At 71.5% G+C, this 22204-nt stretch carries 20 protein-coding genes; 4 read left to right on the forward strand and 16 right to left on the reverse strand.

The window, feature by feature from the left end; translation table 11 throughout:
- Positions 1–21: 21 nt before the first annotated feature.
- The 9 genes from kynU to ACZ3X1_RS08550 all read right to left on the reverse strand — a co-directional run bounded on the left by kynU (position 22) and on the right by ACZ3X1_RS08550 (position 8874).
- Positions 22–1233, reverse strand: coding sequence for a kynureninase (gene kynU, locus ACZ3X1_RS08510; RefSeq protein WP_467277924.1), 1212 nt, complete (start codon positions 1231–1233; stop codon positions 22–24).
- Positions 1226–2071: a tryptophan 2,3-dioxygenase family protein gene (locus ACZ3X1_RS08515; protein ID WP_356811612.1), complete on the reverse strand. Its 846-nt coding sequence runs from the start codon at positions 2069–2071 to the stop codon at positions 1226–1228. The genes kynU and ACZ3X1_RS08515 overlap by 8 nt, the downstream gene beginning before the upstream one ends.
- A 166-nt stretch (positions 2072–2237) precedes the next feature.
- Complete coding sequence (locus ACZ3X1_RS08520) at positions 2238–2651, reverse strand: DUF3151 domain-containing protein (RefSeq protein WP_356811611.1); 414 nt, start codon at positions 2649–2651, stop codon at positions 2238–2240.
- Positions 2652–3026: 375 nt separating this feature from the next.
- Positions 3027–4049 carry a class II fructose-bisphosphate aldolase gene (fbaA, locus tag ACZ3X1_RS08525; RefSeq protein ID WP_030031672.1) on the reverse strand — a complete coding sequence of 341 codons (1023 nt, stop codon included), beginning with the start codon at positions 4047–4049 and terminating at the stop codon, positions 3027–3029.
- A 238-nt stretch (positions 4050–4287) separates the two neighbouring features.
- Positions 4288–4827 carry an orotate phosphoribosyltransferase gene (gene pyrE, locus ACZ3X1_RS08530; protein WP_467277931.1) on the reverse strand — a complete coding sequence of 180 codons (540 nt, stop codon included), beginning with the start codon at positions 4825–4827 and terminating at the stop codon, positions 4288–4290.
- Positions 4828–4848: 21 nt separating this feature from the next.
- The gene (locus tag ACZ3X1_RS08535; protein WP_467277933.1) at positions 4849–5631 is read right to left on the reverse strand and encodes an aldose epimerase family protein; all 783 of its coding nucleotides are present in this window, start codon (positions 5629–5631) and stop codon (positions 4849–4851) included.
- 51 nt (positions 5632–5682) lie between these two features.
- Positions 5683–6495 (reverse strand): SRPBCC family protein, encoded by an 813-nt coding sequence (locus tag ACZ3X1_RS08540; protein WP_467277936.1) that lies wholly within the window; start codon positions 6493–6495, stop codon positions 5683–5685.
- 32 nt (positions 6496–6527) lie between these two features.
- A complete protein-coding gene (locus ACZ3X1_RS08545) occupies positions 6528–8171 on the reverse strand; it encodes a polyamine aminopropyltransferase (RefSeq protein WP_356811607.1) in 1644 nt (547 codons plus the stop codon).
- A gap of 157 nt (positions 8172–8328) precedes the next feature.
- Positions 8329–8874 (reverse strand): DUF2617 family protein, encoded by a 546-nt coding sequence (locus ACZ3X1_RS08550; RefSeq protein ID WP_356811606.1) that lies wholly within the window; start codon positions 8872–8874, stop codon positions 8329–8331.
- Between the two features lie 688 nt (positions 8875–9562).
- On the opposite strand from ACZ3X1_RS08550, the gene ACZ3X1_RS08555 reads away from it, so the two are divergent.
- Both ACZ3X1_RS08555 and ACZ3X1_RS08560 read left to right on the forward strand, forming a co-directional pair.
- Positions 9563–10753, forward strand: a complete 1191-nt coding sequence (locus ACZ3X1_RS08555; protein WP_390075492.1) for a pyridoxal phosphate-dependent aminotransferase — start codon at positions 9563–9565, stop codon at positions 10751–10753.
- 207 nt (positions 10754–10960) lie between these two features.
- Complete coding sequence (locus ACZ3X1_RS08560) at positions 10961–12079, forward strand: glycosyltransferase family 39 protein (protein ID WP_467277941.1); 1119 nt, start codon at positions 10961–10963, stop codon at positions 12077–12079.
- 16 nt (positions 12080–12095) lie between these two features.
- Here ACZ3X1_RS08560 and ACZ3X1_RS08565 read toward each other — a convergent pair whose 3' ends face one another.
- Positions 12096–12635: a YbjN domain-containing protein gene (locus ACZ3X1_RS08565; protein WP_356811603.1), complete on the reverse strand. Its 540-nt coding sequence runs from the start codon at positions 12633–12635 to the stop codon at positions 12096–12098.
- Positions 12636–12769: 134 nt separating this feature from the next.
- Positions 12770–15361 (reverse strand): ATP-dependent chaperone ClpB, encoded by a 2592-nt coding sequence (gene clpB, locus ACZ3X1_RS08570; RefSeq protein WP_390075489.1) that lies wholly within the window; start codon positions 15359–15361, stop codon positions 12770–12772.
- Positions 15362–15500: 139 nt separating this feature from the next.
- Here clpB and ACZ3X1_RS08575 point away from each other — a divergent pair, with 139 nt between their 5' ends.
- The gene (locus ACZ3X1_RS08575) at positions 15501–15932 is read left to right on the forward strand and encodes a pyridoxamine 5'-phosphate oxidase family protein (protein ID WP_390075488.1); all 432 of its coding nucleotides are present in this window, start codon (positions 15501–15503) and stop codon (positions 15930–15932) included.
- A gap of 134 nt (positions 15933–16066) precedes the next feature.
- On the opposite strand, the gene ACZ3X1_RS08580 is transcribed toward ACZ3X1_RS08575, so the two are convergent.
- Positions 16067–16381, reverse strand: coding sequence for a Rieske (2Fe-2S) protein (locus ACZ3X1_RS08580; protein ID WP_030026718.1), 315 nt, complete (start codon positions 16379–16381; stop codon positions 16067–16069).
- 356 nt (positions 16382–16737) lie between these two features.
- Between ACZ3X1_RS08580 and ACZ3X1_RS08585 the strand changes: the two genes are divergently transcribed.
- Positions 16738–17817, forward strand: a complete 1080-nt coding sequence (locus tag ACZ3X1_RS08585; protein WP_356811600.1) for a helix-turn-helix transcriptional regulator — start codon at positions 16738–16740, stop codon at positions 17815–17817.
- Between the two features lie 73 nt (positions 17818–17890).
- On the opposite strand, the gene ACZ3X1_RS08590 is transcribed toward ACZ3X1_RS08585, so the two are convergent.
- From ACZ3X1_RS08590 to dnaK, 4 genes are read right to left on the reverse strand one after another with little or no spacing between them, the layout of a single operon-like run.
- Positions 17891–18361: a heat shock protein transcriptional repressor HspR gene (locus ACZ3X1_RS08590; protein ID WP_356811599.1), complete on the reverse strand. Its 471-nt coding sequence runs from the start codon at positions 18359–18361 to the stop codon at positions 17891–17893.
- Position 18362: 1 nt separating this feature from the next.
- A complete protein-coding gene (gene dnaJ / locus ACZ3X1_RS08595; RefSeq protein WP_356811598.1) occupies positions 18363–19541 on the reverse strand; it encodes a molecular chaperone DnaJ in 1179 nt (392 codons plus the stop codon).
- A gap of 39 nt (positions 19542–19580) precedes the next feature.
- Positions 19581–20240, reverse strand: coding sequence for a nucleotide exchange factor GrpE (gene grpE, locus ACZ3X1_RS08600; protein WP_356811597.1), 660 nt, complete (start codon positions 20238–20240; stop codon positions 19581–19583).
- On the reverse strand, positions 20240–22090 hold the full coding sequence (gene dnaK, locus ACZ3X1_RS08605; RefSeq protein ID WP_356811596.1) for a molecular chaperone DnaK: 1851 nt from the start codon (positions 22088–22090) through the stop codon (positions 20240–20242). Before dnaK ends, grpE begins: the two co-directional genes overlap by 1 nt.
- Positions 22091–22204 lie beyond the last annotated feature (114 nt).

Below are 22204 nucleotides of genomic sequence, written 5' to 3' on the forward strand. Positions count from 1 at the left end.
ATGTGACGTTTCGCTACTGCGTCACCCGAAGATGTGACCCAGCGTGCGCGCTGCGCGCTCCGCGTCGGCGAATCCGACGTAGAGCGGGGTGAAGCCGAAGCGCAGGACGTCGGGTGCGCGGAAGTCACCGATGACGCCCCGGGAGATGAGCTCCCCCATGACCTCACGGGCGTTCTCGGTGCGCAACGAGACCTGGCTGCCGCGGCGCTCGTGCTCGGCCGGGGTGACCGATTCGACCAGGCCCTGCGGGACGTACGCCGCCACGCATTCGAGGAAGAAGTCGGTCAGCGCGAGGGACTTGGCGCGCACCGCCTCGACGGAGACTCCGTCCCAGGCGTCGAGCGCCGCCTCCAGCGCCAGCATGGACAGGATGTCCGGGGTGCCGACGCGGCCGCGGGTCGCGCCCGGCGCCGCCTCGTAGGCCGGAGTCATCGCGAAGGGGTCCGCGTGCCCGTTCCAGCCGGGGAGGGGGGAGTCGAAGGCGTCCTGGTGCCGGGCGGCTATGTACAGGTACGCGGGGGCGCCGGGGCCTCCGTTGAGGTACTTGTACGTGCAGCCGACCGCCAGGTCGACGTCGTGCGCGTCGAGCCCCACGGGCAGGGCGCCCGCGGAGTGGCAGAGGTCCCACACCACGACCGCCCCGGCGGCGCGGGCCGCCGCCGTGAGGGCCGGCAGGTCGTGGAGCCGGCCGCTGCGGTAGTCGACGTGGTTGAGGAGCACCACGGCGGTGTCCGCGTCCATCGCCTCCGCCGCCCGGGAGGGGTCGACCGGGACGACGTTCAGCCCCGTCAGCCGGGCCGCCGACCGGGCGATGTAGCCGTCGGTGGGGAAGGTGGCGGAGTCGACCAGCATCCTGGTCCGGCCGGGGGCCGCGAGGCGGGCGGCGCCGACCAGGGCCTTGAAGAGGTTGACGCTGGTGGAGTCGCCGACGACCACCTGGCCGGCGGCGGCGCCGATCAGCGGGGCGATCCTGTCGCCTATCCGCTCGGGCGCGGTCCACCAGCCGCTCTCGTCCCACGAGCGGATGAGGAGCTCGCCCCACTGCCGGGCGACGACGTCCGCGGTGGTCGCGGCGACACCGGCCGGGAGGGCGCCGAGGGAGTTGCCGTCCAGGTAGACGACGCCGTCGGGCAGGGTGAAGCGCTCGCGCAGCTTCCCGAGCTCGTCGGCGGCGTCCAGGGCGGCCGCGCGGTCGCGCAGTTCGGTGGCGCGGTCCGTGGGGGCCTCAGACATGGCTGCGCGCCGTCCAGAGCTCCGGGAAGACGTTCTTCGTCGCGCGCTTCTCCAGCCAGGCCACGCCGGCGGAGCCGCCCGTGCCGGTCTTGGCGCCCATCGCGCGGCGGGTGGCGACCAGGTGGTCGTTGCGCCAGCGCCAGACGAGCTCGGCGACATCGGTGAGGACCTCGCCGAGGCGGTGGAGGTCCAGGTTCTCGTCCGGGGCGGCGTACAGGCCGGTCCAGACGGCCTCGACCTCGGGGGAGGCCTCGTAGCGCAGCGACAGGTCGCGGTTCAGGACGGCTTCGGGGACCGGCAGGCCGCGGCGGGCCAGGAGGCGCAGCACCTCGTCGTAGAGGCTGGGCTCCTGGAGGGCCTTCTCCAGCTCCGCGTGGACGCGCGGTGCGCCCCGGTGCGGGACGAGCATGGAGGCGGACTTGTCGCCGAGCAGGAACTCCATCCGGCGGTACATCGCCGACTGGAAACCGGAACCCTCACCGAGGGCGCCGCGGTAGGCGTTGAACTGCGCCGGGGTGAGCTGGGCGAGCGGGCGCCAGGAGGCGTTGAGGGCCTCCAGCTCACGAAGGGAACGTTTCAGCGCGTCCATCGCGACCGGGATGCGGTCCTCGCGCAGAGCCTTCGCGGCGGTTTCCCACTCGTGGACGATGACCGTGAACCACAGCTCCATGACCTGGGTCGTGACCAGGAAGACCATCTCGCCCGGGTCGTCCGAGCGGAGGTGCTGGAGGTGGGTGAGGACGTCCGCCTGGACGTAGTCCTCGTAGGGGGTCGTGCCGTCGAAGTCGAGGTTCGGGGTGTCCCCGCCGACTCCGGAGGCATCAAGGGTGTTCGACATCGCTGTCTCCTCGACACGTGCTTCCGGGTAGCGGTCCGCTCCTTCCGTGAGGTGAGTGGAGCCCCGGTCCCCTGCCCGCATCATAGGACGCCGTCGCGCCGACGCTCCAGCGGGGAGTGATGCAGACCACACAATATGCCCGCGCGCCACTCCCCGCTGTACGGCCTCAGGCGCTCAGCGTGTCCGCGGCCGTCGGTGACGAGTCGCGCAGGAAGGTCGTGCAGCGCTCGTACTCCTCCTTCTCGCCGATCGCTCCGGCCGCGCGGGCCAGGGCGTGCAGGGCGCGCAGGAAGCCGCGGTTCGGCTCGTGCTCCCACGGGACCGGGCCGTGGCCCTTCCACCCGGCGCGGCGCAGCGCGTCGAGGCCGCGGTGGTAGCCCGTACGGGCGTAGGCGTACGACTCCACCGTGTTGCCGGCGGCGAAGGCCTCGTCGGCGAGGACCGCCCAGGCGAGGGAGGAGGTGGGGTGCGCGGCGGCCACCTCGACGGCCGGGGTGCCGGCGGCGATGGCCTCACGGCCGGGCTCGTCGGGGAGGTGGGTGGGGGCGGGGCCCCCGAGCAGGTTCTGGTGAATGGACATGCCCCCAGTCTGCCGGTTGCGGTGATCCGCAAAACCCGCCGTCCCCTCGGCACCACCGCCCCGCCGGATGCGGGGTACGCGGGCTCACGCCCCCTCGGCACCACCGCCCCGCGGATGCGGGGTACGCGGGCTCACGTCCCCTTGGCGTCACCGCCGGGTGCGGGGTACGCGGGCTCACGCCCCCTTGCACCGCCGGGTGCGGGAGCCGCAGCCCTGCGGGCCGTTGGGTCGGTTCGTGGGGGCGGGGGGGCGGTACCCCGACCCGTCCTCGAACACCACGGTCCCTGCCCGCGCATGCAGGAGGGCCCGGCCTCCGTCCTGGGACGGGGCCGGGCCCTGCTGTACGACTGCTGCAGCGGCGGCGGCCGCAGCCGGCTACTTCAGCTTGGTACCGCTGGAGCGCAGGTTCGCGCACGCCTCGGCGACACGCGCGGCCATGCCCGCCTCGGCGGCCTTGCCCCAGGTGCGCGGGTCGTACTTCGACTTGGTGCCGACCTCGCCGTCAACCTTCAGGACCCCGGCGTAGTTGGTGAACATGTGGTCCACGACCGGGCGGGTGAAGGCGTACTGGGTGTCGGTGTCGAGGTTCATCTTCACGACGCCGTTCTCCAGGGCGGTGGCGATCTCCTCGGCCGTGGAGCCCGAACCGCCGTGGAAGACGAAGTCGAACGGCGAGGCCTTGCCGAACTTCTCGGCGACACCGGCCTGGAGGTCCTTGAGGAGCTCGGGGCGCAGCACGACGTTGCCCGGCTTGTAGACACCGTGGACGTTGCCGAAGGAGGCGGCGAGCAGGTAGCGGCCCTTCTCGCCCAGGCCCAGGGCCTCGGCGGTACGGATCGCGTCCTCGACGGTGGTGTACAGCTCGTCGTTGATCTCGTGGCTGACACCGTCCTCCTCGCCGCCGGTCGGGGTGATCTCGACCTCAAGGATGATCTTCGCCGCGACGGCCTTGGCGAGCAGCTCCTGGCCGATCGCCAGGTTGTCGGCCAGGGTCTCGGCGGAGCCGTCCCACATGTGCGACTGGAAGAGCGGGTTCAGACCGCGGGCGACGCGCTCGGCGGAGATGTCCAGGAGCGGACGTACGTAGCCGTCCAGCTTGTCCTTGGGGCAGTGGTCCGTGTGCAGGGCGACGGTGATGTCGTACTTGGCGGCGACGATGTGCGCGAACTCGGCCAGGGCGACGGCGCCCGTGACCATGTCCTTGTTGTGCTGGCCACCCAGGAACTCCGCACCACCGGTGGAGATCTGGATGATGCCGTCGCTCTCGGCCTCCGCGAAGCCCCGCAGCGCGGCGTGCAGGGTCTGGGACGAGGTCACGTTGATGGCCGGGTAGGCGAACTTGCCTGCCTTCGCCCGGTCGAGCATCTCGTTGTAGACCTCGGGGGTTGCGATGGGCATCTGTCCGCTCCTTGGATGTGCGGGGAGTGTGCTTATTGCGGGCCCTGACCTGGGGGCGACGTCATCGTCGCGCCTATCTTTCCAGACTCCGCGCAAGGGTCCAGCCCGCCGGTCTCACGTGGTGGGCGAACGGCCCGGGATGTTTCACGTGAAACATCCCGGGCCGCAGGGAAAGGCCAGGTCAGGCCCGCATCAAGGCCGGCAGCGGACCTTTGTCCCCCGTTCTCGCGGTGGCCGGTCAGGACAGGCCGAGGTCCCCGAGGCGGTAGCCGGTGAGGTAGGGCAGGCCCGCCTCGGCGATCGCGTCGGCCGCGCCGCGGTCGACGATCGTGGCGACGGCGACGACCTCGCCGCCGGCCTCGCGGACGGCCTCGACAGCGGTCAGCGGGGACCCGCCGGTGGTCGAGGTGTCCTCGACGACCAGGCAGCGCTTGCCCTTCACCTCGGTGCCCTCGATGCGGCGCTGCATGCCGTGCGCCTTCTGCGCCTTGCGGACGACGAAGGCGTCCAGGCGCTGACCGCGCGCGGCGGAGGCGTGCAGCATCGAGGTGGCGACCGGGTCGGCACCGAGGGTCAGACCCCCGACGCAGTCGAAGTCGAGCTCGGCGGTGAGGTCGAGCATGACCTGGCCGACCAGCGGGGCCGACTCGCCGTCGAGGGTGATCCGGCGGAGATCGATGTAGTAGTCGGCCTCCCGGCCGGAGGAGAGGGTCACCTTGCCGTGCACGACGGCCTTGTCCTTGATCTGCTGCAGAAGCGCATCGCGTACGTCACTCATGCCGACGAGCTTAGTTGCGGCCTACGCCAGCCGCCGCCAGGTCCAGGTCGTGGAGACCTCCAGCGGGTCCACGGGGGTGACCAGGCGCGGAGCGGTGTTGATCCCGTTCGGCGGGCCGGACTGCGGCTCGACGCAGACGGCCTCGGCCTCCTCGTCGTAGACGACCACCCATTCGGACCTGCTGGTGACGCGCAGCTCCAGGGTGCCGGGCCAGGTGAGGGTGACGTCGACGCCGTCGGGCATGCCGAAGCAGTCGTCCCAGGGGCCGGGCCTCCGGTCGATGCGGTTGCCGGTGGGGAGGTGGTCGGCGCCGCGCTCCTCCTGCCAGGCGGGGTCGAAGGAGAGCTCCACGTCCCGGCCGCCGAGGTTGCGCCGGAACCAGGGGTGCCAGCCGGCCTGGGCCGGGAAGGAGTCCCCGTACGTCTCGACGCCCATGGTGAGGGTCAGCGAGTCCTCGGCGAGCGTGACGACCTGGGTGACCCGGCCGGGCGTCGGCCACGGGTCGACCAGGTCGTAGGTGAAGGCGGCCTCGGTGGCGGTGGCGCCGGCCGGCCGCCACCGCGCGTCACGGCCGAAGCCGTGGAGGGCGTGCGGCGGATGGTCGAGGGGCATCTGGTGCACGGTCGCACCGTCGTGGAACCGGCCGTCCTTCATGCGGCCGCACCACGGGACCATCGGGAAGGCTCCGTACCGCGGCCCCTGGCGCAGCAACTCGGTCCCGTCGATGCGCAGACTGCTGATCCGGCAGCCGTTCTCCTGGTCGACAGTCACCTCGGTGCCGCCGGCGCTCAGTTGCGTACTCATGCGGTCGACCCTAGGGGGTGTCGCCGGAGTCCAGGGGCTTGAGGCCGCAGGTCAGCGGCGGCGGCGCAGGGCGCGGCCGATCACGACGGCCGAGGCGAGCGCGATCGCCGCGGCCGGGGCGATCCAGCGCAGGCTGTCGCCGGTGGCGGTGGCGGCCGGCGCGGGTACCGGCGCGTACCGGCCGCGGGGAGGCGCGTGGTCCACCTCCTCGGCGCTGCGGCCGATCATGGTGCGGCGGGCGTGGGCGGCCTCGGCCGGGGGCCGCGGGGCTCCGTTCGCGTCGAGGTCCTCGAACCCGCCGGCCAGGAACGGGTCCAGGGACGGGGGCGGCACCTCGGTCTCGAAGACGGTGGCGCTGACCTCGGTGACGTCGTCACCGGGCTCCGCCGGAGAGTCGGCCTCCGCGGCTTCGGCCTCGGCGACGGGGTCGCTGATCGCGGACCCGGCGGCCAGCTGGCGGGCGGCCCGGTCCAGGAGCCTGCGCAGCGCGGTGGCCGCGGCGTCGGGGGCGAAGGAGGCGGCGCGTCCGTCGGCGGTGGCGCGGGCGGTGAAGTCCAGCCGGGTCCCGTCGGCGGCCGGGCTCAGCCGAAGGCCGAGGGAGAACTTCACGGTGCCGGTGCCGCGCACCTCGGTGCCCTCACCCTCAAAGGTGAAGTGGTCGGGATCCTGCTCGGTGACGGCCGCGGACCCCCGATAGGTCACGGTGCTCCCGCCGGCCCGCACCCTCAGCCGCCCGGAGAGGGGTCCGACGCCCGTGTCGGCGTCCTGCTGGAGTCCCGGTACGCACCGGGCCACCCGGGCGGGGTCGCGCAGCACGGCGCGGAGGTCGTCTGCCGGTACCGGGACGAACACCTGATGCTCCATGCGGTCGAGCCTACGGCCTGGACCGCACCGGGTCACGAATACCGCGGATGCGGCAGCGTCGACGGTGGAAGTCCGCTCACCCGGGTGCGTTCGGCGTCGCGCGCCGCGTCCTGGAGGGAACCGGTCGACAGCGAGCGCAGCGCGGGGGTTTCGCGGTCCACGCGCAACGCGGGTTCCTGGTCGCGGGCGGCCAGGACGAACCCCCAGTCCTGCGGCGGCGCGCCGGTCCCCCCGAGGGGCGTGCGGTCGGGTCCGGCGGCGAATCCGGTGAGACGGCCGCCCGCGCTGTAGGCGGCGGTGCGCAGGCCGGCCGCACGGAGGGTGGAGTCGACGGTCCAGTACGTACGGGGGCGCGTGGTCAGCGGCCCGGCGTGCACGGCCATCCGGCCGCCGGGGGCCAGGGCCCGCACCGCCAGACCGTAGAACTCCTGCGAGTACAGCTTCGTGCTGGGGGTGATGCCCGGGTCGGGGAGGTCGGAGACGATCACGTCGAAGCGGTCGTTCGCGGCGGGTCCGCGCAGCCAGCGGAAGGCGTCCTGGGTGACGACGGCCAGGCGCGGGTCGGCGTACACCCCGGCGTTGAGCGCGGAGAGCATCGGGTCGGTGCGGGCGAGCCGGACGACGCCGGGGTCGATCTCGACGACGGTGACGGAGGCGACGTCCTGGTAGCGGAGCACCTCGCGGGCGGCGAGGCCGTCGCCGCCGCCGAGGACGAGGACCCGGGCGTGCGGGCCGGTCATCGCGGGGTGGACCAGGGCCTCGTGGTAGCGGTACTCGTCGTAACCGCTGACCCGCAGCCGTCCGTCCAGGTACAGGTCGAGGGAGCGCGGGGAGCCGGTCGCGGGGCCGGTGAGCACCAGCTCCTGCACCCCGGTCTGGACGGCGACCCGCACCTCGGAACCGTAGACGGCGCGCCGGGCGACCCGCTCGAAGTCGTCGGCGAGGACGGTCGCGGAGGCGAGCACGACGAGGACGGTCAGGTTCGCGGCGATGAGCAGCCAGCGGCAGCGCCGGCTCAGGTCGTGGCGGAAGAGCCACAGGACCAGGCCGCCGCCGGCGACGGCGTTGACGGTGCCGGTGAGCATGGCGCCGGTGAGCTGGCCGAGCATCGGCAGCAGCAGGAACGGGAAGGCGAGGCCGCCGACGAGGGCGCCCACGTAGTCGGCGGCGAACAGGTCGGCAACGGCGCCGCCCGCGTCCTGTCTGCGGATGCGCTGGATGAGGACCATCAGCAGCGGGATCTCGGCGCCGATGAGCATGCCGATGGCGAAGGAGAAGGCGACGAGCGCCGGCCGGGACTCCCCCAGCCAGGCGAAACTCGCGTACAGCGCTATGGCGGAGAGACCGCCGAGGAGGGCGAGCCCGGCCTCGATGACGCCGAAGCCGAGGGCGGGCCGGTGCCGGAAGCGTTTGGCGAGCAGGGAGCCGACGCCCATGGCGAAGACCATGACGGACAGCACGACCGACGCCTGGGTGACGGAGTCGCCGATGAGGTAGGTCCCCAGGGCGAGCAGCTCCAGCTCGTACACGAGCCCGCAGGCGGCGCATACGAACACGGTGGCCAGGACCAGGAGTCGGCCGGTCCGGGGCCGTACGGGCAGGGCGGCCGCGACGGTCTCGGCGCCTCCCGGCTCCGGAGCCGGAAGGACCCGGCGCGGGACGGAACGGTCGATCATGCAGCGAACCGTACGTCACCGCCCAGCCCCATCCGGTCACCCACATGGGTGCAAGTGGTGCACCGGTCCGGCCAGTTGGCGTAACCACATCACACCCCGCCACGCGGCGCGCCCGGGCGGCCGCACTCCAGCCGCAAGGGCCCCTCGCCCGTACGGCCTACAGCAGGGCGGGCGATTCCACGGCCGGCGCCGGGGCGCCCATCCGGACCCCGACCCGCGTCCGAGTGGCCACCAACTGCCCTTCCTGCGGGTACGCGTGCCAGGTGCGCCACCGCACCTGGCCCTCGTAGCGCTGGGCGAGCAGGGCGGTGAAGGCGTGCGGACTTCCGGGGAACGTCCCCGCTAGCCCGTTCGGGTGGTCCGCCACCAGTGCGAGCAGCTCCTGGGCCCGCCCCGCGAAGGACCCCCGGGACAGGGTCTCGACCCGCGCGGCGAACTCGTACTCCCAGTCGCCCACCCGCTTCGCCACGCCGAGCGGCAGCGGCGTACTGCTGCCGGGCATGCAGGCGACCGTCTCCGAACAGAGCACGTCCTTCTCCTCCAGCAGAACCTGATGGGAGGCCCCGAGCAGGCGCAACTCGACCTTCGCGCCCGAAAGTTCGAGGTTCAGCACGGCCAGGGCGGGCAGCCGGTCCCGACCCAGGGCCCAGGCGAGATCGGCGGCACGCGTGTCGGTGTATGAGGTCTGGAGGGTCGTGAGCATGAGTCGGCTCCGCAAACGCGCGAGGGAGATGGGCCGGGGCCCGCCAGCGGTAGCAAGCACGGGTGGGGGGACACCGGCACGGGTCCACAGGAAGTCCAGGGAGGTCCGAGGACTGGTCTACTCAACCGAGGGAATCATGAAAGGCACGGCACTCACAGCGTTTTTACCCAACTTGACGGGGTTTACATCCCCCCGGGGGCTCGGCAGTTCACGTGTTCAACAGGTTGCGTCCCGCGCGTCGAGATGCATGGACAACGCGCGGGCGCCCGACGGGAAACGGACCGTCGGACGCCCGCGTCAGGACGGCGCCGGCTGCCCCGTGTCAGCTGCCGCCGCCACACCCCCCGCCCCCGCATGACGAGGACGAACCGCAGGAGGAGGACGACCCGCACGAGGACGACGAGCCGCAGCCCGACGAGCCCCCGTCCCCCGCCCACCAGCTGCCCCTGCCGCGGCGCGGCCGGTGCGGTCGGGAACCGTGCCCCACCAGCTTCCGGACGACCCGGCTCATGAGGAAGACGAACAACGCGCAGATACCGAGCACTACGAAGACGAACTGCATGTCCGCCCCTCTCTCACGCCCCGGTCCTCCCGGGGAGCGGGATCCCCGCGTCCCGCGTGAAGGGGGAATTCCCACGGCCCGCACGGCCCAAAGCACACTTGAGCAAGTCCAGAGGTTGCCCGCAGGATGACGCCCATGAGCGCACCCGTGAGCAGCGACCGCCCCTTCCTCAACCGCCGCCTGGCACCCTTCGGCACGACGATCTTCGCGGAGATGTCGGCGCTGGCCGCACGCACCGGGTCGATCAACCTCGGCCAGGGCTTCCCCGACACCGACGGCCCGGCACAGATCGCCGAGGCGGCCTCCCGCGCGGTCCTCACCGGGCTCGGCAACCAGTACCCGCCCGGGCCCGGCGTCCCCGAGCTGCGCACCGCGATCACAGCGCACCAGCAGCGCTTCTACGGCCTCGGCTACGACCCCGACACCGAGGTCCTGGTCACCGCGGGCGCCACGGAGGCCATCGCCGCCTCCCTCCTCGCCCTCCTGGAGCCGGGTGACGAGGTCATCGCCCTCGAACCGTTCTACGACTCCTACGCGGCCTGCATCGCGATGGCCGGCGCCACCCGCGTCCCGGTCACCCTGCGCCCGCACGGCGGGACCTTCGCCCTCGACCTGGACGAGCTGCGCGCCGCCGTCACCCCGCGCACCCGGCTGCTCCTGCTGAACACCCCGCACAACCCGACGGGCACCGTCCTCACCCCGGACGAGCTCACGGCCATCGCCGCGCTCGCGGTCGAACGCGATCTGCTGGTCGTCACGGACGAGGTGTACGAGCACCTGGTCTTCGAGGGCTCCCACACCCCCCTGGCGGGCTTCCCCGGGATGCGCGGGCGCACGGTCACCATCAGCAGCGCGGGCAAGACGTTCTCGTTCACCGGCTGGAAGGTCGGCTGGCTGACGGCCCCGCCGGAGCTCGTTTCCGCGGTCCGCTCGGCGAAGCAGTTCCTCACCTACGTCTCCTCCGGCCCCTTCCAGTACGCCATCGCGGAGGCCCTGCAGCTCCCGGACACCTACTACGAGGCCTTCCGCGCCGACCTCGCCGCCAAGCGCGACATCCTCGCCGACGGCCTCGCGTCGGCCGGCTTCGAGGTCTTCCGCCCGCAGGGCACTTACTTCATCACCACCGACATCACCCCCCTCGGCGAGAAGGACGGCCTCGCCTTCTGCCGCGCCCTGCCCGAGCGCTGCGGGGTCGTCGCCATCCCGAACCAGGTCTTCTACGACGACAAGTCCGCCGGCGCCACGCAGGTCCGCTGGGCGTTCTGCAAGAAGACCCACGTCCTCGAAGAGGCCGTGGACCGGCTGCGGCGCCTCTGAGCCGCAGCCCGGTGACCGAAGCCCGCCGCGGGCTTCGGCTCGGCACCCCGGGGGAGCCCGATTTCACCGGAGCTTCCGGGGCCATTCACGCCCGGTGGGAGGCGGGTCCGCTTAAGGTGCCCGAGGCTCCTCCTGGTCCGGATGGGCGTCCTCACGCAGCGCAGGAAGTCGGGGTAGATGACGGCGACGGGCAGTACGTCGGTTTTCGTGCGGCCGAGGGACGTCAGGGCCGTCGGCGTGCCCACCGCCGCGCTCGCGCTCGGCGTGTTCGCCGCGGTCCGCGTGGCCGGAGCCGCCGTGCTGGCCTTCGCCGCGTGGTGGGCCGGGCGCAGCCCCGTCCGGGTGCTGGGGCACTCCTGGGACTCCGTCTGGTACCTCGCCATCGCCCGGCACGGCTACGGCCGCACCCAGATGTGGCCCGTCACCGGGCTCGTGCAGAGCGACTACGCCTTCTTCCCGCTGTACCCGGTGCTGGTGCGGCTGTCCGGCGGCGGCGAGTGGGGGGCGCTGCTCGTCGCCTGGACCGCCGCCGCCGTGGCCTCCGTAGGCGTGTACCGGGTCGGGGAGCTGGTGGCCGGGCGGCGCGTCGCGCTGCTGCTGGTCGCCCTGTGGGCGGTGGTCCCGCACGCGGTGGTGCTCACCCTCGCCTACACCGAGCCGCTGCTGGTCGCCCTCGCCGCCTGGTCGCTGTACGCGCTGCTGCGCGAGCGCTGGCTGCTCGCCGCGTCGCTGGCACTCCTGGCGGGGCTGACCCGGCCGACCGGGGTCGCCGTCGCCGCGGCCGTGTCCGTCACGGCCGCGCACGCGCTGCTCGTACGAAGACCCCGGGCGCCCGAGGTGTGGGCGGCCGGGCTGCTGGCGCCGGCGGGCTGGCTGGCGTACGTGGCGGCCGTCGGGGTCCGCCGGCACGACGCGGCCGGGTACTTCACCGTGCAGCGCCAGTGGGGCTCCCGCTTCGACGGGGGCGGTTACGTGCTGTCCGCCCTGTGGCGGGTGCTGAGCGGCGGCCCCGTGGCACTCGCCACCGGCGTCACCGCAATGCTGCTGGGAGCGGCCCTGCTCCTGGCGGCGCTGCTGCTGGTCAACCGGCCGCCGCTGCCACTGCTCGTCTACACCGCGGTCCTGCTGGTGATCACCTTGGGCGGGGCCGGCTACTTCGAGTCCAAGCCGCGGTTCCTGCTGCCGGCGTTCCCGCTGCTGCTGCCGCTGGCCGCCGTGATGGCGCGAGCCCGGCCGCGCTCCGCGGTCGTGGTGACCGCGGGGCTGGCCGGGCTCAGTTACGCCTACGGGGTCTACCTCCTGGTGTTCGCCAAGATGCCCCCTTGAGGGACGGGGCGGGGGATCAGTTGTCCCCGCCGTCCTCTTCCTCGCCGTCGGTGGAGTCGATGTCCTTCTCCAGTCCGAGCTGCTCCGTGAGCCACTTGTCGAACTCGATGGACGCACGGACCCAGCTGACCGTGGAGGACACGAAGTGCTCCAGGTTGACGCCGGTGCCGATCAGCATCTGCGCCTCGCCGATCAGGCGGACGGAGCCGTCGTCGTGCGTGTGGCTGTAGACCTTCGGCCACAGGGTGCGACGGTTCCAGTCGTCGATCGACTCGAGGAGCTGCGGCTTCTCGTCGATCTTGTGCGGACGGTCGTAGAAGGTCCGCACCGAGAAGACCTGCTGCTCCGCTTCGCCGCGGAACATGAAGTACGTACGGAACTCCTCCCACGGCGCCGCGAGGTCACCCTCGTCGTCGACGACGTACTTGAGCTCCATCTGCTCCAGCAGCTGCTTGACCAGATCCTGGTCGGGGACGACGGGGCCCGCCGGTCCTGTGGCCTGCGGATCGGGCTGCTGCCCTCCGAAGTTCGGAATCGAGGCCGGGTCGATGCTCACCGTGTACTTCCCTTCGTGCGGATACTTGCATCCTCCCCCATCCCGCCCACCCCATGTCCAGCCCGACGGCCGCGTATCCGCTGCGGGCGGACAGGAGTGCACCCCGCGCACGTTCCTGTACGCGGGGTGCGGGGTCAGGGTGCCTTGCCCACCAGCAGGTCCTCGCCGGCCACGTCGACGCGCACGGTGTCGCCGTCGCGCACCTCTCCGGAGAGGATCTCCTTCGCGAGGCGGTCGCCGATCGCCGTCTGGATCAGGCGGCGCAGCGGCCGGGCGCCGTACGCCGGGTCGTTGCCCTTGTCCGCCACCCAGGCCAGGGCCTCGGGGGTGACGTCCAGGGTCAGCCGCCGGTCGGCCAGGCGCTTGGCGAGGCGGCCGATCTGCAGCTCGGCGATGTGCGCCAGCTCCTCCCGGCTCAGCGCGGAGAAGACCACCAGGTCGTCCAGGCGGTTGAGGAACTCCGGCTTGAAGCTCGCCCGGACCACGTCAAGGACCTGCTGCTTCTTCTGGTCGGCCGAGGTGGCCGGGTCCATCAGGAACTGGCTGCCCAGGTTCGAGGTCAGGATCAGGATGGTGTTGCGGAAGTCGACCGTCCGGCCCTGGCCGTCGGTGAGCCGGCCGTCGTCCAGGACCTGGAGCAGGATGTCGAAGACCTCGGGGTGGGCCTTCTCCACCTCGTCGAGGAGCACCACGCTGTACGGGCGGCGGCGGACGGCCTCGGTGAGCTGCCCGCCCTCCTCGTAGCCGACGTAGCCGGGCGGGGCGCCGACGAGCCGGGCCACGCTGTGCTTCTCGGAGTACTCCGACATGTCGATGCGGACCATGGCCCGCTCGTCGTCGAAGAGGAAGTCGGCGAGTGCCTTGGCCAGCTCCGTCTTGCCCACGCCCGTCGGGCCGAGGAAGAGGAAGGAGCCGGTCGGCCGGTCCGGGTCGGCGATGCCGGCGCGGGTGCGGCGCACGGCGTCGGAGACGGCCCGTACGGCCTCGGTCTGGCCGATCAGGCGGCGGCCCAGGCCGTCCTCCATGCGCAGCAGCTTCTGGGTCTCCCCTTCGAGCAGCCGGCCGGCGGGGATGCCGGTCCAGGCGCCCACCACGTCCGCGATGTCGTCGGGCCCGACCTCGTCCTTGACCATGGAGTCCTTGGACGTCTCGGCCGCGGCCTCCTCCTCGGTGGCCTCGGCCAGCTCGCGCTCCAGCTGCGGGATCTCCCCGTAGAGGAGCTTGGAGGCGGTGTCGAAGTCGCCGTCGCGCTGGGCGCGCTCGGCCTGGCCGCGCAGGTCGTCCAGGCGCTCCTTGAGCTCGCCGACCCGGTTGAGGGACTGCTTCTCCTTCTCCCAGCGGGCGGTCAGGCCGCGCAGTTCCTCCTCCTTGTCGGCAAGGTCCTTGCGGATCTTGTCGAGGCGCTCGCGCGAGGCCGGGTCGGACTCGTTGTTCAGCGCCAGCTCCTCCATCCGCAGGCGGTCCACCGAGCGCTGCAGCTCGTCGATCTCGACGGGCGAGGAGTCGATCTCCATGCGCAGCCGGGACGCGGCCTCGTCGACGAGGTCGATGGCCTTGTCCGGCAGGAAGCGGGAGGTGATGTACCGGTCGGAGAGGGTCGCGGCGGCGACCAGCGCACTGTCGTTGATGACCACCTTGTGGTGGGCCTCGTAACGGCCCTTGAGCCCCCGCAGGATCGCGATCGTGTCCTCGACGGACGGCTCGGCGACCAGCACCTGCTGGAAGCGCCGCTCCAGCGCCGGGTCCTTCTCGATGCGCTCGCGGTACTCGTCGAGCGTGGTCGCGCCGACCATGCGGAGCTCGCCGCGGGCCAGCATGGGCTTGAGCATGTTGCCGGCGTCCATCGCGGAATCGCCGCCGGCGCCCGCGCCGACGACCGTGTGCAGCTCGTCGATGAAGGTGATGATCTGGCCCTCGCTGGACTTGATCTCCGCGAGGACGGTCTTCAGCCGCTCCTCGAACTCGCCGCGGTACTTGGCGCCGGCGACCATGGCGCCCAGGTCGAGGGCGACGAGCCGCTTGTTCTTCAGGGACTCGGGCACGTCGCCCTTGACGATGCGCTGGGCCAGGCCCTCGACGACGGCCGTCTTGCCGACGCCGGGCTCGCCGATGAGCACCGGATTGTTCTTCGTACGGCGCGACAGGACCTGCACGACGCGCCGGATCTCGTGGTCGCGGCCGATGACCGGGTCCAGCTTGCCGTCGCGGGCGGCCGCCGTGAAGTCGGTGCCGAACTTCTCCAGGGCCTTGTACTGGCCCTCGGGGTCGGGAGTGGTCACCCTCCGTGCTCCTCGTGCGTTCTGGAAGGCGTCCAGCAGCTTCTTCGCCGTCGCGCCCTGCGTGGAAAGGACCTCACCGGCCGCGCCGCCCTTGGCGGCGACGGCGATGAGCAGGTGTTCGGTGGAGAGGTACTCGTCGCCGAGCTTGCCGGCCTCGCTGTCGGCCTCGGCGAGCACGGCGAGCAGCTCGCGGGTGGGCTGCGGGGGCGCGACCGTGGAGCCGGTGACGCTGGGCAGCGCGGCGAGCAGGCGTTCGGCGCCGCTGCGCACGGCGGCCTGGTCGGCGTCCGTGGCGATCAGCAGGTCGATCACGTTCTCGTTGTCCTCGCCGGCGAGCAGGGCCAGCAACAGGTGTGCGGGGGTCAGGTCCGCGTGGCCGTCCTTGACGGCCCTGCCGGTGGCCGCGTTCAGCGCGTCGCGGCTCTTGTTGGTCAGCTCGGCGTCCACAGCGCCTTCTCCTCTCCAAGAGATGCACAACCAGGCCTGCCCGGGGTCCGGGCGTGCTCTGACAGAGTCAGCGTATGCAAAGTTGAGTCTATTCCACTCAAGGCAACTGAGGGGACCGCTTGCCCGTACCCTTCGGCCCATGTCCCATGACGTCCTCAACCCGACGCCCGAGTACCTCGCCTTCTGGCGGGAGCGGCACGTCTGCACCCTGACCACCCCGCGCCCCGACGGGACCCCGCACGTGGTGCCGGTGGGCGTGACGTACGACCCTGAGGCCGGCCTGGCGCGGGTGATCAGCAACAGGCACAGCAAGAAGGTCCGCAACGTCCTGGCCGCTCAGGACGCGCAGGACGCCCAGGGCGTACAGGGCGGCGGGGCCCGGGTGGCGGTCTGCCAGATGGCGGGGCGGCGCTGGGCCACGCTGGAGGGCCGGGCGGTGATCCGCACGGACGAGGCGTCGGTCGCCGACGCCGTGGCGCGCTACGCGGAGCGGTACGGGCGGACGCCGTCGCCCAATCCGGACCGCGTGGTCATGGAGATCACTCTGGACCGGGCCATGGGCCGCGCATGAGCCGTTGATCCTTCGTCCTGTCCGGTTCACGCACTGGACGCGGGCATCACAACGGCGCCATCGTGGTCAGGTCCACGATGGCGCCGTTGTGTGGGGGTAGCACCTGAGCGATCTGGAACGACGGGGGAATCGCTTCAGGCACTGCGGGGGGTGGCGGTGGTGATGTCGGGTTCGAAGAGCTGGTGGTCCCGCTGGTCGAGATTGACGAAGACCATTCCGTAGCGCACCTCGCAGCGCACGGGCTGCGGCGCGCCGCGCGGGCGGCGCAGGCACCGGTAGGCACGTACGTCCTCGTCCTCCTCGCGCACGATGACGATGGGCTGGCCGAACAGGGTGACCATCAACGAGTCGCCGGGGTGGGGGATGGCCGTGGCGAGGTCGATGAACTGCCAGCCCGAGCGGTAGGCCGACGCCATCTCGCGGCGGAAGCCGCGGTCGTCGGGGGTCATGCGGACACCGTCGCAGGAGCCTCGGTCCAGCCCGTGTCGTCCTTGCCGCCCAGCTCGGCGGCGGTCCAGCCGGTGTCCGCGTACTTGCCCACGGGCGCGGTGGTCCAGCCGGTGTCGAACTCCGTGCTCGTCAGGCTCGTGCCCTGACCGTCCCTAGCGCTCCCCGCGTCACTTTCGACGGCGCTGACTGCCCCAATAACCGCAACGGCGGAGAAACCTATGGCAAGCACCGAGCGAAGCATTCTCTTGTACATGGTCGGCTTCGTCCTCACTTGATGGAATCCTCTCCCCCGCGTGTCAGACGATGGCTCATTCAGGCACGTCAATGCCACAGGGACGATGCATCATGTTCTTGCATGTTCAGGACCCTGGGGGGTGGAGATTTGACGCGAAATGAGACAAAGGCGACACATCCCCACCCCGTCACGTCCATGTGCGCCGAGGGAACGCGGCTCTACGCGGCTGCCCTGAGCACCGGCCGGATAGCCCGGGGAGAGATCCAGAACGCCCCCTGCCTGCTGGAACTCGCCCTTCTACAGCCCGACCCGGATGACGCCAACCAGCTCCGCCCGGTTCCCCCGTCCGTGGCTTTGGCTCAACGGCTCCATCCGATTGAACGCGAGATCCAGGATCGCCGACGCAGCGCTGTAGATCTCACCGACACTTTCGAGCCTTTCCTGGCCATCAGCGCACAGAGCCCGGCCAACACCCACGCCATCACGGTGCTGGAGGGTTTCGAGCGGATCAACGCCGCACTGAACCTCGCGACGGCCGAATGCCACACCGAGGTGCTGACGGTCCAGCCGGGCGGCGCACGGCCCTCCGAGGCCCTCACACAGGCCCTGGAGCGCGACCAGCCGCTGATCGACCGCGGGGTCAGCATACGGACCCTCTACCAGCACACCGCGCGGCACAGCCAGGGCACCCTCGCCTACGTGGACCGCATCTCCATGGGCAAGGTCGAGATCCGCACGCTCGAAGAGCTGATAGAGCGCCTGATCATCTTCGACCGCACCGTCGCCTTCATCCCGGTGAGCGACGACCGCCGGGTCGCGCTGGAGCTGCGCCACCCCGGCCTCGTCGACTACCTCATCAAGGTGTTCGAGCAGCTGTGGCACCGCGCCGTACCGCTCACGGAGGAGGTGACGTACCGCAGCACCCCCGGCGGCGTCACCGGCGTGCAGCGCACCATCGCCCAGCTCCTCATCGAAGGGCACGTGGACGAGGCCATCGCCCGCCGCCTCGGCATGAACGTGCGGACCTGCCGCGCCCACATCGCCAAGCTCGCCAGCACCCTGGGCAGCGGCAGCCGGGCCCAGCTCGGCTACCTCATCGCCCAGTCCGGCATCCTGGGCCGCCCTTCGGCCCACGAGGAGTGCGAACACCCGGGCCCCGGTGGAGAGCGCGACCACGGCGCGACCCGGGAAAGCGTCTAGAAAGCCGTCAGGCCCCGCCCTGGGAGGGGCGGAGCCGGTGGGGGTGCTTCCGGGGGCCGGGACGGCCTGCCGGTCAGTCCAGCGGGCGCTTGGGGCTCGGCCGCCAGACCACCAGGGCGCTGCCCGGCTGCGGCGGCTGGTACGGGACCAGGTCGCGCCGGTACGAGGCGTGCACCTGGGCCTCCCGGGCCCGCAGCGTGGCGGCCGCGCCGTCCACCGCCGCCGAGAGCTCGGCGACGCGCTGCTGGAGCGCCGCCACCTGGTTCTCCAGCTCGATGATCCGCTTGATGCCCGCCAGGTTGATGCCCTCGTCCTGGGACAGTGCCTGCACCGTGCGGAGCAGTTCGATGTCCCGGGCCGAATAGCGCCGGCCTCGGCCCGCCGTGCGGTCCGGGGAGACCAGGCCGAGACGGTCGTACTGGCGGAGGGTCTGCGGATGCAGGCCCGAGAGCTGGGCGGCCACCGAGATCACGTAGACCGGGGTCTCGTCGGTGAGTTGGTAGGCACCGCTTCCCAGACGGGACTGTCGTCGGCGGCCGTCCATGTCATGCTCCCTTCGCGGACTCGAACAGCGCGGAGCGCGGGTCCTGCGACTCCGTCGCCTCGCGGTACATCTCCAGCGCCTCGCGTGCCTTGTCGGACAGCTCGGTCGGAACCGCGACCTCCACGGTGACCAGCAGGTCCCCGCGGGTGCCGTCCTTGCGGACCGCCCCCTTGCCGCGGGCCCGCATCGTACGCCCGTTCGGGGTGCCCGGGGGCAGTTTCAGCGTGACCGACGGTCCGTTCAGGGTCGGGACCTTGATGTCGGCGCCCAGAGCCGCCTCCGCGAACGTCACCGGAACGGTCACTGTCAGATTGTCGTCCTTGCGGCCGAACACCGGGTGGGTCCCGACGTGCACCACCACGTAGAGGTCGCCGCCGGGGCCGCCCCGCTCGCCCGGGGCGCCCTTGCCGCGCAGCCGGATCCGCTGGCCGTCGGAGACGCCCGCCGGGATCCGGACCTGCATGGTGCGGGAGCTGCGGGCACGACCGCTGCCCTTGCAGACCTCGCAGGGGGTCTCGGCGATCAGACCGCGGCCCTTGCAGTCCGCGCAGGGGTCGGTCAGCGAGAAGCCGCCGCCGCTGCCCCGCGAGACCTGGCCGGTGCCGACGCAGGTCGGGCACACCCGGGGCGTGCCGTTCTTGTCGCCGGTGCCCGAACAGGCCTTGCAGGGCGCCTGCGAGGACATCCGGAGCGGGACCGTGGCCCCGTCCACCGCCTCCGTGAAGGAGAGGGTGACCTCCGACTCGATGTCCTGGCCGCGGCGCGGCTGGGTACGGGTGCCCGCCCCCGGGCCGGCGCCGCGGTTGAAGAGGCCGCCGAAGACGTCGCCCAGGCCGCCGCCGAAGCCGCCGGCCTGACCGCCCTGCTGGGTGCCCCCGAAGAGGTCGCCGAGGTCGAAGTTGAACGAGCCGCCGCCGCCCGGCCCGGGGCGGAAGCCGCCGTTGCCGAACAGCGCGCGCGCCTCGTCGTACTCCTTGCGCTTCTTGGCGTCCCCGAGGATGTCGTTCGCCTCGGAGATCTCCTTGAAGCGCGCCTCGGCCGATGCGTCGCCCTTGTTGGCGTCCGGGTGGAACTCGCGCGCGAGCTTCCGGTACGCCTTCTTGATCTCGGCCTCGGTGGCGTCCTTCGGGACACCGAGGACCTTGTAGTAGTCCTTCTCGACGAAGTCCTTCGTGCTCATCCCCGGTGTCCCTCCTCCCGTGCCTCTACGTGTACTGCGTCAGCCCTGATCGGCTGCATCCGCGTCCTCGCCGGACGGCTGGTCGCCCTCCGCGGACTCGGACTTGGGGGCCGCGCCCGGCTGGGGCTCGGCCACCGCGACCCGTGCGGGACGGATCGTACGCTCGCCGATCCGGTACCCCGGCTGCAGGATCGCCACGCAGGTCGTCTCCGTGACGTCCGGCGCGTACGAGTGCATCAGGGCCTCGTGGACCGTCGGGTCGAAGGGCTCGCCCTCCTTGCCGAACTGCTGCAGGCCCATCTTCGCGGCGACCGTCTCCAGCGATTCGGCCACCGACTTGAAGCCGCCGACCAGCTCGCCGTGCTCCCGCGCCCGGCCGATGTCGTCGAGCGTCGGCAGGAGCTCCGTCAGAAGGGACGCGACCGCGATCTCCTTGACGGTGATCCGGTCCCGCTCCACCCGGCGGCGGTAGTTCTGGTACTCCGCCTGGAGCCGCTGGAGGTCCGCGGTGCGCTCACCGAGCGCGGTACGGGCCTGGTCCAGCTGCGCCAGCAGGGCCACATCCTGTGCGCTGTCCCCGGCCGGGGCCGCCCCCTCCGCCGTGTCGGCGGAGTCGGCGGCCTTCGGCTCGGCGTCGTCCTGAGCGGCGTCGGCGGGGACTTCGGGCTTCTCGTCGAAGCCCGGGGTCTCCTCCGACATCAGGCAGCGCCACCCTTCGGCTTCTCGTCGTCGACGATCTCGGCGTCGACGACGTCGTCGTCGGCCTTGGCCTGACCCGCGTCACCGGCGGCGGCACCTGCGGCGCCCTGGGCGGCCTGCGCGTCGGCGTAGATCGCCTGGCCGAGCTTCTGGCTGACCGCGGCGAGCTTCTCGGTCGCGCTGCGGATCTCGCCGGTGTCCTCGCCCTTGAGCTTCTCCTTCAGCTCGGCGACGGCGGACTCGACCTCGGTCTTGACCTCGGCCGGGACCTTGTCCTCGTTGTCCTTGACGAACTTCTCCGTCTGGTAGACGAGCTGCTCGCCCTGGTTGCGGGACTCGGCGGCCTCCTTGCGGCGCAGGTCCTCGTCCGCGTACTGCTCCGCCTCCTGGCGCATGCGGTCGACCTCGTCCTTGCCGAGCGAGGAGCCGCCGGTGACGGTCATCTTCTGCTCCTTGCCCGTGCCGAGGTCCTTGGCCGTGACGTGCATGATGCCGTTCGCGTCGATGTCGAAGGAGACCTCGATCTGCGGGACGCCACGCGGGGCCGGGGGCAGGCCGGTCAGCTCGAACATGCCGAGCTTCTTGTTGTACGCCGCGATCTCGCGCTCGCCCTGGTAGACCTGGATCTGCACGGACGGCTGGTTGTCCTCGGCCGTCGTGAAGATCTCGGACCGCTTGGTCGGGATCGTGGTGTTGCGCTCGATGAGCTTGGTCATGATGCCGCCCTTGGTCTCGATGCCGAGGGACAGCGGGGTCACGTCGAGGAGCAGGACGTCCTTGACCTCACCCTTGAGGACACCGGCCTGGAGGGTGGCGCCGATGGCGACGACCTCGTCCGGGTTGACGCCCTTGTTGGCGTCCTGACCGCCGGTCAGCTCCTTCACCAGCTCGGCGACGGCCGGCATGCGGGTGGAGCCGCCGACCAGGACCACGTGGTCGATCTCGGACAGCTGGATGCCGGCGTCCTTGATGACGTTGTGGAACGGGGTCTTGCAGCGGTCGAGCAGGTCCGCGGTCAGCTGCTGGAACTGGGCGCGCGTGAGCTTCTCGTCCAGGTGCAGCGGGCCCTCGGCGGACGCCGTGATGTACGGCAGGTTGATCGTGGTCTCCGTGGAGGAGGACAGCTCGATCTTCGCCTTCTCGGCGGCCTCGCGCAGACGCTGGAGCGCCATCTTGTCCTTGGACAGGTCGACGCCGTGGCCGTTGGCGAACTGCTTCACCAGGTAGTCGACGACGCGCTGGTCCCAGTCGTCACCACCGAGGTGGTTGTCACCGTTGGTGGCCTTGACCTCGACGACACCGTCACCGATCTCCAGGAGCGACACGTCGAAGGTGCCGCCACCGAGGTCGAAGACGAGGATCGTCTGGTCGTCCTTGTCGAGACCGTAGGCCAGGGCGGCGGCCGTCGGCTCGTTGACGATGCGCAGGACGTTGAGGCCCGCGATCTCACCGGCCTCCTTGGTCGCCTGGCGCTCGGAGTCGTTGAAGTAGGCCGGGACGGTGATGACCGCGTCCGTGACCTTCTCGCCCAGGTACGCCTCGGCGTCGCGCTTCAGCTTCTGCAGGATGAAGGCGCTCATCTGCTGCGGGTTGAAGTCCTTGCCATCCAGGTTGATCTTCCAGTCAGTGCCCATGTGGCGCTTGACGGAGCGGATGGTCCGGTCAACGTTCGTGACCGCCTGGCGCTTGGCCACCTCGCCGACGAGGACCTCGCCGTTCTTGGCGAAGGCGACGACGGACGGCGTGGTCCTGGCGCCCTCGGCGTTGGTGATGACGGTGGGCTCGCCGCCTTCCAGAACGCTGACGACGGAGTTAGTGGTGCCCAGGTCGATGCCGACCGCACGTGCCATTTCGATTCCTCCAGCTGACTTGAGTGGAACAGGCTCAACCATGCCGCAACGCCGCGCCCGCGTCAACAGAACTGAGTCGAGTCGACTCAACCTTTAGCTGCCGCTTACGCGCAA

Source organism: Streptomyces sp. NPDC023541 (assembly GCF_055559995.1).

What these genes read in the sequence shown, in the direction of transcription:
- kynU (WP_467277924.1), bottom strand. Translation starts at nt 1,233, where the DNA reads ATGTCTGAGGCCCCCACGGACCGCGCCACCGAACTGCGCGACCGCGCG.
- ACZ3X1_RS08515 (WP_356811612.1), bottom strand. Translation starts at nt 2,071, where the DNA reads ATGTCGAACACCCTTGATGCCTCCGGAGTCGGCGGGGACACCCCGAAC.
- ACZ3X1_RS08520 (WP_356811611.1), bottom strand. Translation starts at nt 2,651, where the DNA reads ATGTCCATTCACCAGAACCTGCTCGGGGGCCCCGCCCCCACCCACCTC.
- fbaA (WP_030031672.1), bottom strand. Translation starts at nt 4,049, where the DNA reads ATGCCCATCGCAACCCCCGAGGTCTACAACGAGATGCTCGACCGGGCG.
- pyrE (WP_467277931.1), bottom strand. Translation starts at nt 4,827, where the DNA reads ATGAGTGACGTACGCGATGCGCTTCTGCAGCAGATCAAGGACAAGGCC.
- ACZ3X1_RS08535 (WP_467277933.1), bottom strand. Translation starts at nt 5,631, where the DNA reads ATGAGTACGCAACTGAGCGCCGGCGGCACCGAGGTGACTGTCGACCAG.
- ACZ3X1_RS08540 (WP_467277936.1), bottom strand. Translation starts at nt 6,495, where the DNA reads ATGGAGCATCAGGTGTTCGTCCCGGTACCGGCAGACGACCTCCGCGCC.
- ACZ3X1_RS08545 (WP_356811607.1), bottom strand. Translation starts at nt 8,171, where the DNA reads ATGATCGACCGTTCCGTCCCGCGCCGGGTCCTTCCGGCTCCGGAGCCG.
- ACZ3X1_RS08550 (WP_356811606.1), bottom strand. Translation starts at nt 8,874, where the DNA reads ATGCTCACGACCCTCCAGACCTCATACACCGACACGCGTGCCGCCGAT.
- ACZ3X1_RS08555 (WP_390075492.1), top strand. Translation starts at nt 9,563, where the DNA reads ATGACGCCCATGAGCGCACCCGTGAGCAGCGACCGCCCCTTCCTCAAC.
- ACZ3X1_RS08575 (WP_390075488.1), top strand. Translation starts at nt 15,501, where the DNA reads ATGTCCCATGACGTCCTCAACCCGACGCCCGAGTACCTCGCCTTCTGG.
- ACZ3X1_RS08580 (WP_030026718.1), bottom strand. Translation starts at nt 16,381, where the DNA reads ATGACCCCCGACGACCGCGGCTTCCGCCGCGAGATGGCGTCGGCCTAC.
- ACZ3X1_RS08585 (WP_356811600.1), top strand. Translation starts at nt 16,738, where the DNA reads ATGTTCAGGACCCTGGGGGGTGGAGATTTGACGCGAAATGAGACAAAG.
- ACZ3X1_RS08590 (WP_356811599.1), bottom strand. Translation starts at nt 18,361, where the DNA reads ATGGACGGCCGCCGACGACAGTCCCGTCTGGGAAGCGGTGCCTACCAA.
- dnaJ (WP_356811598.1), bottom strand. Translation starts at nt 19,541, where the DNA reads ATGAGCACGAAGGACTTCGTCGAGAAGGACTACTACAAGGTCCTCGGT.
- grpE (WP_356811597.1), bottom strand. Translation starts at nt 20,240, where the DNA reads ATGTCGGAGGAGACCCCGGGCTTCGACGAGAAGCCCGAAGTCCCCGCC.
- dnaK (WP_356811596.1), bottom strand. Translation starts at nt 22,090, where the DNA reads ATGGCACGTGCGGTCGGCATCGACCTGGGCACCACTAACTCCGTCGTC.